The following is a 12,269-nucleotide window of genomic DNA, read 5'->3' on the forward strand; positions in this document are numbered from 1 at the left end:
ATGTCCCTGACACCCCGCTTCCACCGTCTTGCCGTCAACGACCTGCGCCGCGAAGCGCCGGATGCGGTATCGCTGAGCTTTGCGATACCCGCGGAGCTATCAGGCGACTACAGCTTTACACCCGGTCAATATCTGACCCTGCGCACGACCATGGACGGCGAGGAAGTGCGCCGTTCCTATTCGATCTGCTCCGGCCCCGACGACGGCGAATTGCGCATCGCGGTGAAGAAGGTCGATGGCGGTGCGTTTTCGAATTGGGCGGCGGATGAACTGAAAGCCGGCGACGAGCTCGACGTGATGACGCCGACGGGGCGCTTCGGCGTCGCGCATGCGCCCGATCAAGCACGGGTCTATGTCGGCTTTGCCGCGGGATCGGGCATCACGCCGATCCTGTCGATCGTCAAGGGCGTGCTGGCGCGCGAACCGAACAGCCGCTTCTTCCTGTTCTACGGCAACCGCTCGACATCGAGCATGCTGTTCCGCGAGGCTCTGGAGGAACTGAAAGACCGCTTCATGCAGCGGTTCTCCGTCTTTCACGTGATCTCCGGCGAGGAGCAGGACATCCCGATCCTGCACGGCCGGCTCGACGGCGAAAAGGTTCGCGTGTTGCTGCGTTCGCTGGTACCGGCGTCGAGTGTTGATCACGTCTTCGTTTGCGGCCCCCTGGGCATGAGCGAGGACATCGAAAACACCTGCCGCGAGATCGGCGTTGCCGAGGATCGCATTCACGTCGAGCGCTTCGTCTCCGAGTTTGGCGGCAAGCCGCGCGCCAAAAAGATCGTCGAGACATCGGCGCCGCCGAAGGCGCTGGCCTCGCTCGTGATCGACGGCAAGCGCCGCGAGGTGCCGGTCGCCGAGGACGAATCCATTCTGGACGCCGCGCTCCGCGCCGGCATGGACCTGCCGTTTGCCTGCAAGGGCGGCATGTGCTCGACCTGCCGCGCCAAGCTGGTCGAGGGCGACGCGCAGATGGAAGTGAATTATTCGCTGGAGCCGTGGGAACTGAAGGCGGGGTTCATCCTCACCTGCCAGGCGCGGCCGGTGTCGGACAGGGTCGTGGTGGATTACGACCACGTGTGAACAAAGCCGTCGCGTTTGACGGTGCGACGGCTAGACTACCCGAATGAAAGAGGCCGGTTGCAACAGGCCCGACGACAGGGAGACCGCAGTGAACGTCAATGCCGCGCTATCGCCCGACGACCTCGCGCGCGCCTGTGCGGACGCGATGTGGAAGGAGGACGACGCCAGCAAGGGCCTCGGCATGCAGATCGTCGAGATCGGGCCGGGCCGGGCAACGCTTTCGATGACGGTCAGGCCGGAGATGGTCAACGGCCAGCGCATCGCCCATGGCGGCTTCATCTTTACGCTGGCGGATTCCACTTTTGCTTTTGCCTGCAACACCCACAACGAGCGCGCGGTCGCGGCGCAGTGCCATGTCACCTTCATCCGGCCCGGCAAGCTCGGCGATGTGCTGGTGGCGAGCGCGCGCGAGATCTCCCGCAGCGGCAGGTCGGGCATCTACGATGTGCAGGTCACCGCTGGTGACGTTGTGATCGCGGAATTCCGCGGTCATTCCCGCGCCATCGGTGGTGCGTGGCTGCCCGGTACCACGATAAAATAAAACAAAAACGATCTTTGAGGAAACGCGCGATGGCTTCGACCAGGCTTCAATCCAGTGCAGGCGGCTACCGCGCCGAGTTGGACTCGGTGGAGCGCGCCTCCCGCGACGAGATCGTGGCGCTGCAAACAAAGCGCCTCGCATGGTCGCTGGCGCATGCCTACGACAACGTCGCACACTACAAGAAGGCCTTCGACAAGGCCGGCGTGCACCCCGGCGATTTCAAGCAGCTTTCCGATCTCGCCAAATTTCCGTTCACGGTCAAAACCGACCTGCGCGACAACTACCCGTTCAACATGTTCGCGGTGCCGCGCGAGAAAGTGGTCCGCGTCCATGCGTCTTCCGGCACGACGGGAAAACCGATCGTGGTCGGCTACACCCAGGCCGATATCGACGTGTGGTCGGAGGTGATGGCGCGTTCGATCCGCGCCGCCGGCGGCCGCACCGGCATGATCATGCATAACGCCTATGGCTACGGCCTGTTCACCGGCGGGTTAGGCGCGCATTACGGCGCCGAGAAACTCGGCTGCACCGTGGTGCCTGTGTCCGGCGGCATGACCGAGCGGCAGGTGCAGCTGATCAATGACTTCAAGCCCGACATCATCACGGTGACGCCGAGCTACATGCTGGCGATCCTGGACGAGTTCAGGAAGCAGAAGCTCGACCCTCGCGCATCCTCGCTCAAGTTCGGCATCTTCGGCGCCGAGCCCTGGACCAACGCGATGCGCGTCGAGATCGAACAGGCTTTTGATATGGACGCGACCGATATTTACGGCCTGTCGGAAGTGATCGGCCCCGGCGTCGCGCAGGAATGCGTGGAGACCAAGGACGGCCTGCATATCTGGGAGGATCATTTCTACCCCGAAGTGATCGACCCCGAGACCGGCGCAGTGCTGCCGGACGGCGAAAAAGGCGAACTGGTGTTCACCTCGCTGACCAAGGAAGCCTTTCCGATCATCCGCTACCGCACCCGCGACCTGACGCGGCTGCTGCCGGGCACGGCGCGGCCGGGCATGCGGCGGATGGAAAAGGTCACGGGTCGTTCCGACGACATGATCATCCTGCGCGGGGTCAACGTGTTCCCGACCCAGATCGAGGAAGCTTTGCTCGCGACCGACTGGTGCGGCGGACATTTCATCATCGAACTGACGCGCGAGGGCCGCATGGACGAAATGACCGTGCTGGCGGAAGCCCGTCCCGAACATTGGGACGGCAGCGGTCTGCCCACGCACACGGAAAAAGTCGCAACCTTCATCAAGAACACCATCGGCATCACCGCCCGCATCAAAGCCGTCGCCCCCGAGACCCTGGAGCGATCGCTGGGAAAGGCCAAACGCGTGTTCGACAAGCGGCCGAAGGGATAGCATCAGATAGCTGAAAATGTGTTCATGCCCGATCCGTCTTGCCGTGATATCTGAAGTCGTCGGCCGGCTTTGCGGTCGCCGCTTCCTTCTCTCGGAGACGTGAGTTCCGCCATGGCTGATTCCAACCCGACCACCGCCGCCGACATCGTTGCCGCTGTCAGGGACAAGAAGATCAGGGCCGTCGATGTGACCAAGGCCGCGATCGCGCGCGCCGAACAGGTCAAGGATCTGAATGCGCTGATTATTCTGAACAAGGATCCGGCCATCGCAGCCGCGGCGGAAATCGACGAGGGCTCACGCGGCGCACTCCCGCTTGCCGGGCTCCCGATCGTCGTCAAGGACAACATCAACACGACAGACATGCCGACATCGGCTGGCACGCCGGCGCTGCAGAACGCGCGGACGAGCCGCAATGCGCCGTCGTGGGACCGGCTCTTGAAGGCCGGCGCCATCATGATCGGCAAGGCCAACATGCACGAGCTGGCGTTCGGCATCACCAGCACCAACCTCGCGTCCTTTGCAGGGCCGGTGAAGAATCCCTATGACAAGACGCGGATCCCGGGCGGCTCCTCAGGTGGAACAGCCGCGGCGATTGCCGCTGGTATCGTCAGCTGCGGATTGGGATCCGATACCGGTGGTTCGACCCGCGTGCCGGCAGCGCTTTGTGGCATTGTCGGACTGCGACCGTCGGTCGGCAATGGCGGCGCACAGCGCCGCTACGACGACGCCAATCTGGTGGTTCCGATCAGCCACACCCGCGACACCGTGGGCCCGATGGGCCGTACGGTCGCGGATGTAGCGCTGCTCGATTCCGTCATCACCGCCACGCCGATGGCAAAGATCGAGCCGTTGCGCGGCAAGCGGTTCGGCATCCCGGCGGCGTTCTGGAGCGGGCTCGACCGTGACCTCGAAACCGTGACCAGGGCTGCGCGTGCAAAACTTGCCGACGCCGGCGTCGTTCTGGTTGATGTCGATATGCCTGGCCTGTTCGAGCTGGATGCAAAGGTGTCGTTCCCGGTGGCGCTGCACGAACCGATCGCAGACATCCCCGCTTATCTCGAGGCGAGCGGCATCACGGATGTCACGCTGGCCGACATCGTGGCCGGGATCGCCAGTCCCGATGTCAAGGGCGTGTTTGGCGCCATCACCACCGACGCCTTCGGTGCCGCCTATCAGGATGCCATCACGGTGCATCGGCCCGCGCTGCAGAAAATGTACGAGGCGTACTTCCGCGACAATAATCTGGACTGCATTCTGTTTCCGACCACCATCGCACCGGCGCCTTTGATCGATGCCGGGAAGGGGTCCGGCGAGATGTCGATCAATGGCGGCGCGCCGGTGCCGACATTCGACACCATGATCCGCAATACCGATCCCGGCAGCAATGCCGGCCTTCCCGGCCTGTCGCTCTATGCTGGAATGACGCCGGAGGGACTGCCGGTCGGACTCGAGATCGATGGTCCGGTCGGCAGCGATACAAAACTGCTTGGGCTCGGCCTTGCGATCGAAGCCATTCTGGGTTCGGCGCCGCCGCCGAAGATCTAGCCGGCTTCCTTCAACAAGCCTCTTGAACTCAGCGGGCAGTCCGCTAGTCATGGGACGAAGCCGCGACGGTGTAACGATCCCTGCGGGCGTCAAATCGCGCTGGAAGCCCACATCACAGGGAATATCGATGAAGCCGGTCTCCACACCACCTGGTCAGACAGTTGAAGCGCGCTGCGTCCGGCTGGCGGCGAAGGCGGAGAACCCGGCTTCGCTTGCGCCCGTGGTCGAGACGCGGGCGCTGTCGCGTGCCGAAAACGAGCTGTTGATCGAGGTCAAGGCGGCGGCGGTCAACCCGTCCGACGTCAAGGCCGCGACCGGCCTGATGTCCTATGCGGTGTTTCCGCGCACGCCGGGCCGCGACTATGCGGGCGTCGTGATCGACGGCCCGGCGGGGTCGATCGGGCGCGAAGTGTTCGGCTCTTCCGGCGATCTCGGCATTCGCCGCGACGGCACCCATGCCACCCATCTCGTGGTCGAAGCCGATGCCGTGGTGGAGAAACCCAAAAGCATTTCGTGGGAGGAGGCCGCCGGCATCGGCGTTCCCTTCGTGACCGCGATGGAAGGGCTGCGCCGCGCCGGCATTCCAAAAGCCGGCGAGACTGTGCTTGTGATGGGCGTCAACGGAAAGGTCGGACAGGCGGCGGTGCAGATCGCAAGCTGGCACGGCGCGCGCGTGATCGGCGTCGTCCGCAAGGACGAACTTTATGAAGGCCACGCCAATTCGAAGGTCGACGTGATCAATGCCTCCGCGACCGATGTCGCGGCGCGTGTGCGCGAACTCACCGACGGCAAGGGGGCCGACATCGTCTTCAACACCGTCGGCGATCCCTATTTTGAGGCCGCGCACAAATCGCTGGCGCTGCGCGGGCGCCAGATCCTGATCGCCGCGGTCGATCGCATCGTGCAGTTCAACATTCTGGAGTTCTATCGCGGCCAGCACACCTATGTCGGCATCGATACGCTCGGCCTGTCGTCGGTCGCAACCGGCGCGGTGCTCAGGGAATTGGGCCCGGGCTTTGCGAGCGGCCACCTGAAGCCGTTCCCGATCAAGCCGGCCGCGATCTATCCGCTGGAACAGGCCAAGGCCGCTTTCATCGCGGTGGCGGGTTCGTCGCGTGACCGCGTGATCCTGCGGCCGGTGTAAATCCTCTCGGACAGAACTTTTTCCTCGTTGCAGCGGGAACGAAACCAGTCGCATTCCGGTTGGGGTCGATTGTTTTATTCTCTCGTTGTGCCGCTGCGCGGAAGCTTCATTCTTTGTTCGCCCCCGCCGTGGACGCCCCCATGCATGCGCCGCTATAGCAGGGTGAAATCTGTAGCATATTTATGCTGTCGCGGTTGATATCGCCGAACGCTTGAGGAAAATGCCGTGCAGGGCACTGCGAACATCATTGTGCTGAGCGGACTGCTGATCGGCCTCGTTTACGGCGTGGTCGGCCTGTTGAGCGGCTTTTGCATGCTCTCGAGCCTGCGCGGCTGGTGGGCGGAAGGCGATGGCCGTCTGGTCCGCACCTACGCGCTCGCGATCGGCGTCGCGGTGGCATCGACGCAATTGCTGGCGGCGGCCGGCCTCGTCGATCTCGGCAAGTCGATTTACCTGCAACCATCATTTTCGGTGCCGCTGATGTTCTTCGGTGGCTTGCTGTTCGGCTATGGCATGGTGATGTCGAACGGCTGCGGCTCGCGCGCGCTGGTGCTGCTCGGGCGCGGCAATCTTCGCTCCTTCGTGGTGGTGATCGTGCTCGGCATTTTTGCGATGATGACGCTGAAGGGCCTGATCGCGCCCGCGCGCATCGCGATGGTGCAGGCCTCGCAGACCACGACGACGGTCAATTCCGTCCCGGCACTGCTGTCGGCGTTCGGCCTCAGTGAAATCACGGCGCGCATGCTGGCGGCCTCCGCCGTCAGCGCCGCGCTGATCATCTTCGCCTTCGCGCATGCCCCGTTCCGGAAATCGCCGGGCCAGGTCGCCGCCGGTCTTGTGATCGGCCTTCTGGTGGCGGGGGGCTGGTTTGCGAGCGGCTATCTCGGCGCCGACGACTTCAATCCGACGCCGGTGGTGTCGCTGACCTTCATCGCGCCGATCGCGGATGCCCTGCAATATGTCATGCTGTCGACGGGATCGACGCTGAATTTCGGCATTGCCACCGTCGGCGGCGTGCTCGCCGGCAGCCTCATCACGGCGCTGGCGACCGGGCGTTTTCACCTGGAAGGTTATCAGTCGCCGCGCCACATGCTGCGCTCGGCCGGCGGCGCGGCGTTGATGGGCGCCGGCGGCGTGATGGCGTTCGGCTGCTCGATCGGGCAGGGCCTGTCAGGCTTTTCAACCCTGGCGCTCGCCTCGCTGATCGCGGTTGCTGGCATACTGGTCGGCACGGCCCTGGGCCTGCGCGGCGCGCTGCGCGTGCGTCCGCTGGCAACGGCCTAGCTCCGTTACTCCGCAGCCTTCGTCACGATCCGGATTTCCGACGTCAGCGTGCGATGCACCGGGCACTTGTCGGCAATCTCCATCAAGCGTTTGCGCTGCTCGGCGTCGAGCGCGCCTTCGATCGAGATCACGCGGTCGATTTGGTCGAGCATGCCGACGCGGGTTTCGCATTCGGCGCAGTCTTCCGCATGGATCTTCTTGTGCTGCAGCGTCACCGTGACGCGATCGAGCGGCAGCGATTTGCGGTCGGCATACATCCGCATCGTCATTGAGGTGCAGGCGCCAAGGCCCGCCAGCACGAAGTCATACGGCCCGGGCCCACTGTCCTGGCCGCCGGCGGCAACGGGTTCATCGGCCAGCATCTGGTGCGGCCCTGACGTGACGGTCTGCTGGAATTTGCTGGCGCGGGTCTCGCGCACCACGACATTGCGCGCTACCTCGCCGAGTTCGGCGGCCGCTTGGGCCGGAAGCGGTTCGACATAGCGTTCGACCCAGGCGGCGATGACGTCGGCGACATAGACGGTGTCGCGCTTGTTGCTGAGCAGATGATCGGCGCCGGACAGCGACACGAAACTCTTCGGATGCTTTGCAGCGACAAAAATATTGGTCGCGTTGTCGATCCCGACGGTGTCGTCGGTCGGCGAATGCATGATCAACAGCGCCTTGTGCAATTTGGCGACATGCGCCATCAGGCCATGTTCGGCGATGTCGTCGAGGAATTCACGCTTGATGTGAAAGGGGCGTCCGGCGAGCTGAACCTCGACCTTGCCTTGGGTGCGAATGTCCTCAATGCGATCCCCAAACAAATGCGTGACGTGGGCGGGATCGGAGGGCGCGGCGATGGTGACGACCGCCCTGGCATCGGGGATTAGCCCGGCAGCGGCGAGGATCGCGGCACCGCCGAGGCTGTGACCAATCAGGATCGTCGGCACCTGCCGGGTTTCGCGTAGGTGATCGGCGGCGTGGACGAGGTCGGCAACATTTGACGTAAAGGTCGAGTTGGCGAAATCGCCTTCGCTGGAGCCCAAGCCTGTGAAGTCGAACCGCAGCACCGCGATGCCGCGGGCGTTTAGCGCGGTTGCGATGCGTTTGGCCGCCAGCACATCCTTGCCGCAGGTGAAGCAATGCGCAAACAGCGCATAGGCGTGGGTGGCGCCGTCGGGCTTGTCCAGCGCCGCGGCAAGCTGATGGCCGCCTTCACCGGTGAATTGAAAGCGTTCGGTCGGCACGGGCGTTCTCCCTTGGCTCAGTAAGGCGTCAGTCGCTGTAACGCTGCTCCGCCCACGGGTCGCCGCGGTTGTGATAGCCGCGGACTTCCCAATAGCCCGGCGCGTCCTTATCGAGGAATTCGATGCTCTGCAGCCATTTGGCGCTCTTCCAGAAATAGAGATGCGGCACCACCAGCCGCACCGGGCCGCCATGGTCCTGCTCCAGCGGCTGGCCGGACCAGCTGTGGGCGAGCAGGGCGTCTTCGGCGGCGAAATCCTCCAGCGCAAGGTTGGTGGAGTAGCCGTCATGCGAATGCAGCACCACGAACGCTGCCTCGTCGCGCGGCCGGCACGCGATCAGGAGGTCGCGGGTCGAAAGACCCTCCCATTGATTGTCGTAGCGCGACCAGGTGGTGACGCAATGGATGTCGGACAGGAATTGCGTCTGCGGTTGCGCGCTGAATTCGGCAAAATTCCAGAAGATCGGATTTTCGACCGCGCCGTAGACGTCGAGCCGCCAGCGCTCGCGCGAAATGCTCGGCGTCAGGCCGAGATCGAGCACCGGCCAGTCGCGCGTCAGATGTTGGCCCGGCGGCAAGCGCTGGTCATCGGGACGGGTAACTTTGCCGGTGAGGAATTTTCCCTCGCGCGCCCAGCGCTGCTTGCTGCGCGTCAGCTTGCTCTCCGGCGGCGGCTCCTGGTCTTCGGTCATATCGGAACCTCATTCGTGACGATGCATCGACGATTTGAGGGAAAGACGCGTTACCTCGGCGCGCGCGGCTCGATCGGCGTGGTGCCGCGGACGCCCAGAATATCTTCCAGCGCCTTTGCGCCGGCCAGGAGCTGCGCCTCGCCGCGCGGCTTGGCCACCATCTGCAGTCCGACCGGCAGGCCCGAGGCCGTAAAACCGCACGGCAGCGACAACGCGGGGCAACACACCAGCGTGATCGCGTAGACGATGCCGAGCCACTCGACATAATTGTCGAACTTCTTGCCGGCGCACTCGGCGACGTAGCGGTTCTCGACCGGGAACGGCGCCACGATGGTGGCGGGCGCCAGCAGCAGATCGTACTTGTCGAAGAATTCCAGCGTGCGTGCGGTCATCGCGACGCGCTGCGCTTCGGCGCGCTCGATCTGCTCGACGGTCAGCTTGAGGCCTTCCTCGATGTTCCAGATCACTTCGGGCTTGAGCTGGTCGCGCTTGGTGCGCAGCAATTGCGCCTTGCTCAGCGCGAAGTCGAACGCGCGCAGCACGTGGAAACATTCATGGGCCTCACGCAGATCCGGATGGGCTTCCTCGACGATGACCCCAAGCTCGGCGAAACGCTGCGCTGCCTTGCGGGTAATGGCAGCGACTTCAGGGTCCACAGGGGTGATACCGAGATCGGGCGAATAGGCGATACGCTTCGGCTTGTTGCCGGCGCGCACGGCGGACAGGAACGAATTCGGCAGCACCGGCAGCGACAAGGGATCGCCGGGATGTTCACCGCTCATCGCGTCGAGCAGCAAGGCGACGTCTTCGACATTGCGTGCCATCGGGCCCTGGACGCCGAGGTTGCGGTCGATCGCGGCCGCGAGCGTGTGCGCGACGCGACCGATGCTCGGCCGCAGCCCGACGATGCCGCAGAAGCTTGCGGGGTTGCGCAGCGAGCCGCCCATGTCGGAGCCGTGGGCGAGCCAGGCTGTTCCGGTGGCGAGCGCCACCGCCGCACCGCCCGAGGAGCCGGCGGCGGAGCGGGAGGTGTCCCAGGGATTGCGCGTCGCGCCGAACACTTCGTTGAACGTGTTGGCGCCGGCGCCGAATTCCGGCGTGTTCGACTTGGCGTAGATCACGCCGCCATTGTTTTCGAGATGCTCGACCAGAATGTCCGATTTCGCCGGGATGTTATCCTTGTAGATCGGCGAGCCCTGCGTGGTCAGCACGCCCTCGACCGCTGTGAGGTCCTTGATCGGGATCGGCAGGCCTGCGAGCAGGCCGCGCTCGCCGACCGGCTTTTTCATCAGCGTTTTGGCGCGGTCGCGGGCGCGGTCGAAGCACAGCGTCGGCAGCGCGTTGACGGGGCCGTCGACTTCGGCGATCCGCTTTTCCAGCACGTCGAGCAGATCGAGTGGCGTGACTTCACCCGCTCTCAGTTTGCCAACGATGGCACACGCCGTCTCTCGCACCAGCCCCTGATCAGCCACTTTTCTCTCCGCAGTTTCTTGGTCGTGAATGGTGCTGTAGAACATTTTTTGGCAAAGTGGAAACGCGCCCACGTCGTGGCTGCACTGGAGATTTGGAATGCCGGCATTGTTCTCTGCGCTGGACTGGCGCGCGATGAGCCAGCAGGAGCGCGATCTCGGCCTCAATAATGTCGTCGCCGTGCCCGGCGCCGTCGAGCTGGTCGCGGGCTGGGAGCAGCGTTCCGCCGACATGCGCAAGCGCTTCCCCGACCAACTCGACCTCCGCTACGGCCCGCGCGAGCGCAACCGGATCGACTTCCTGAAAGCCGCCGACAAGGCGCCGACGCTGCTGTTCATCCATGGCGGCTATTGGCAGACCCGCGCCAAGGAGGCCTTTACAGTGTTCGCCGAAGGCCCGATGGCGCACGGCATCATTGTAGCGCTGATTGGCTACACGCTGGCGCCGGATGCGACGCTCGACGAGATTGTCGCCGAAATCCATTCCGGCATCGATTATCTCACCGGACAATTGCCGGCGCTCGGTGCGGCCGGTGACGATATCGTGGTGTCCGGCTGGTCCGCCGGTGGCCATCTCACCTCGATGGCGCTGTCGCATCCGTTAGTGAGGGCCGGGATGGCGATATCGGGCATTTTTGACCTCGAGCCGATCAGGCACAGCTATCTCAACGAGAAACTGAAAGCCGACGAGGCGACGTCGCTCCGCAATTCGCCGGTGAAGCAGCCGGGCGGTCCGCTCAAGCCGCTGTCGCTGGTGGCCGGCAGCGCCGAGCTGCCGCTGCTGCGCAAGCAAACCGCCGACTTCGCTGGCCACCGCGCCAAATACGGATTGCCGGTGACCTATGAGGAAGTTCCCGGCGCCGACCATTTTTCGATCATGCACGAGATGATGTCGCCGACGGGGAGGATCACGACGCTGATAAGGCAATTGTTTGAAAGGACGGCAGGTTGATGTGCCCGTCATTCCGGGGCGATGCGAAGCATCGAACCCGGAATCTCGAGATTCCGGGTCTGGTGCTAGCGCACCATCCCGGAATGACGAACTTAACTTCACTCGCAATGACGGCGGTTGATCGCGCTACCCCCACCCCGCACTGATCCCGCCGTCGACTGTATAAATCACGCCCGACGTATATCCCGAACGGTCCGAGGCCAGGAACGCCATCAGGTCACCGATCTCGCGGGCATGGGCGGGGCGGCCGAGCGGCAGGCCCTTCTGGAATTCCTTGTAGCGGTTCTCGTCGCCGAACTGGTTTTTGGCGCGAGTCTTCAGCAGCGTGACGTGGCGGTCGGTGCCGACGGGGCCGGGATTGATGCCAACCACGCGGATATTGTCGGCGAGGCTCTTGCCGCCTAGTGCACGCGTGAACGCCATCAAGGCCGCATTGCCCGCGCTGCCGCAGATATAATTGGCGTCGAATTTTTCACCGGCGGCACCGATGTCGTTGACGATGACGCCATGGCCGCGCGCCTTCATCTGCGCATAGACCGCGCGGGTGAGGTTGATGTAGCCGAACACTTTCAGTTCCCAGGCGTGACGCCAGGTGGCCTCGTCGATCTTGTCGATCGAGCCGCCCGGGATATCGCCGGCATTGTTGACGAGGATGTCGATGTCGGCGGTATCCTTCACCAGCTTTTCGATGTCGGCCGGCTTGCGCAGGTCGACGACATGCACCGAGGCGTCGATCTGGTGGTTCGAACGCAGGCGATCTGCCAGCGCCTTCAATTGCTCGCCGTTGCGGGCGGCCAGCCTGATGTCGCAGCCTTCCTCGGCGAAAGCTTCGGCCGCGGCCGCGCCAATGCCCTTGGAGGCGCCGGTGATCAGGACGCGCTTGCCGCGCAAATGCAGATCCATGGGAATTCTCGCTTCATGAGGGGTATCGGGGGAGTGGTCTGCGAAATTGGTAGGCGGTCGGCCCATCAGT

The 12,269-nt window shown here is 64.0% G+C and carries 11 protein-coding genes; 7 read left to right on the plus strand and 4 right to left on the minus strand.

Annotated features, from left to right (window positions below; genetic code table 11):
• From paaE to JQ600_RS14265, 6 genes are all read left to right on the plus strand, one after another.
• On the plus strand, positions 1-1,080 hold the full coding sequence (gene paaE / locus JQ600_RS14240) for a 1,2-phenylacetyl-CoA epoxidase subunit PaaE (RefSeq protein ID WP_212268407.1): 1,080 nt from the start codon (positions 1-3) through the stop codon (positions 1,078-1,080).
• 88 nt (positions 1,081-1,168) lie between these two features.
• The gene (gene paaI / locus JQ600_RS14245; protein WP_212385782.1) at positions 1,169-1,621 is read left to right on the plus strand and encodes a hydroxyphenylacetyl-CoA thioesterase PaaI; all 453 of its coding nucleotides are present in this window, start codon (positions 1,169-1,171) and stop codon (positions 1,619-1,621) included.
• A gap of 29 nt (positions 1,622-1,650) precedes the next feature.
• Positions 1,651-2,982 (plus strand): phenylacetate--CoA ligase PaaK, encoded by a 1,332-nt coding sequence (gene paaK / locus JQ600_RS14250; RefSeq protein WP_212385781.1) that lies wholly within the window; start codon positions 1,651-1,653, stop codon positions 2,980-2,982.
• 111 nt (positions 2,983-3,093) lie between these two features.
• The gene (gene iaaH / locus JQ600_RS14255) at positions 3,094-4,527 is read left to right on the plus strand and encodes an indoleacetamide hydrolase (protein WP_212489957.1); all 1,434 of its coding nucleotides are present in this window, start codon (positions 3,094-3,096) and stop codon (positions 4,525-4,527) included.
• Positions 4,528-4,654: 127 nt separating this feature from the next.
• Entirely contained in the window at positions 4,655-5,671 is a 1,017-nt protein-coding gene (locus JQ600_RS14260; RefSeq protein ID WP_212385779.1) for a zinc-binding alcohol dehydrogenase family protein, read from the plus strand.
• A gap of 312 nt (positions 5,672-5,983) precedes the next feature.
• Entirely contained in the window at positions 5,984-6,955 is a 972-nt protein-coding gene (locus tag JQ600_RS14265) for a YeeE/YedE family protein (protein WP_409363251.1), read from the plus strand.
• 5 nt (positions 6,956-6,960) lie between these two features.
• Here the strand turns inward: JQ600_RS14265 and JQ600_RS14270 are convergent, their stop codons facing one another.
• Genes JQ600_RS14270 through JQ600_RS14280 form a run of 3 tightly spaced genes read right to left on the minus strand, consistent with a single transcriptional unit; the run spans position 6,961 to position 10,392 of the window.
• Positions 6,961-8,184, minus strand: coding sequence for a bifunctional alpha/beta hydrolase/OsmC family protein (locus JQ600_RS14270; RefSeq protein WP_212385777.1), 1,224 nt, complete (start codon positions 8,182-8,184; stop codon positions 6,961-6,963).
• A 28-nt stretch (positions 8,185-8,212) separates the two neighbouring features.
• Positions 8,213-8,875, minus strand: coding sequence for a sulfite oxidase-like oxidoreductase (locus tag JQ600_RS14275; protein WP_212385776.1), 663 nt, complete (start codon positions 8,873-8,875; stop codon positions 8,213-8,215).
• Between the two features lie 50 nt (positions 8,876-8,925).
• Entirely contained in the window at positions 8,926-10,392 is a 1,467-nt protein-coding gene (locus JQ600_RS14280; protein ID WP_212385775.1) for an amidase, read from the minus strand.
• A 52-nt stretch (positions 10,393-10,444) separates the two neighbouring features.
• Between JQ600_RS14280 and JQ600_RS14285 the strand changes: the two genes are divergently transcribed.
• A complete protein-coding gene (locus JQ600_RS14285) occupies positions 10,445-11,296 on the plus strand; it encodes an alpha/beta hydrolase (RefSeq protein ID WP_212385774.1) in 852 nt (283 codons plus the stop codon).
• 126 nt (positions 11,297-11,422) lie between these two features.
• On the opposite strand, the gene JQ600_RS14290 is transcribed toward JQ600_RS14285, so the two are convergent.
• Entirely contained in the window at positions 11,423-12,199 is a 777-nt protein-coding gene (locus tag JQ600_RS14290) for an SDR family oxidoreductase (RefSeq protein WP_212385773.1), read from the minus strand.
• Positions 12,200-12,269 lie beyond the last annotated feature (70 nt).

Origin of the sequence: Bradyrhizobium sp. AUGA SZCCT0176 (genome assembly GCF_018130145.1) — a bacterium.
Lineage (GTDB): Bacteria > Pseudomonadota > Alphaproteobacteria > Rhizobiales > Xanthobacteraceae > Bradyrhizobium.